At 63.7% G+C, this 248-nt stretch carries 1 protein-coding gene; it reads left to right on the top strand.

The features are described 5' to 3' along the window. Nucleotides 1-7: 7 nt before the first annotated feature. Nucleotides 8-248, top strand: a 241-nt coding sequence (locus SB764_RS43290) for a phosphoenolpyruvate carboxylase (protein ID WP_410867207.1), incomplete at its 3' end; no start/stop codon positions are given.

Here is a 248-nt window from a genome sequence, read left to right as displayed (position 1 = left end):
GCGGGACATCGCGGCAAAACACGGGGTGCGGGTCCGTCTCTTCCACGGCCGCGGTGGCTCAGTAGGACGCGGCGGGGGACCCACCTACGATGCCATCATGGCCCAGCCGAACGGCGTTCTTGAAGGGGAAATCAAGTTCACGGAGCAAGGCGAGGTTATCTCCGATAAGTACTCCCTCCCGGAGCTTGCCCGGGAAAACCTTGAGCTCTCCTTGGCCGCAGTCATGCAGGGTTCGGCGCTGCACCGGA

The organism is Paraburkholderia sp. SIMBA_027, from assembly GCF_046535315.1.
GTDB lineage: Bacteria > Pseudomonadota > Gammaproteobacteria > Burkholderiales > Burkholderiaceae > Paraburkholderia > Paraburkholderia tropica.
Note: the sequence above shows the minus strand (reverse complement) of the source record. Positions and strands in the feature narration are given on the sequence as shown.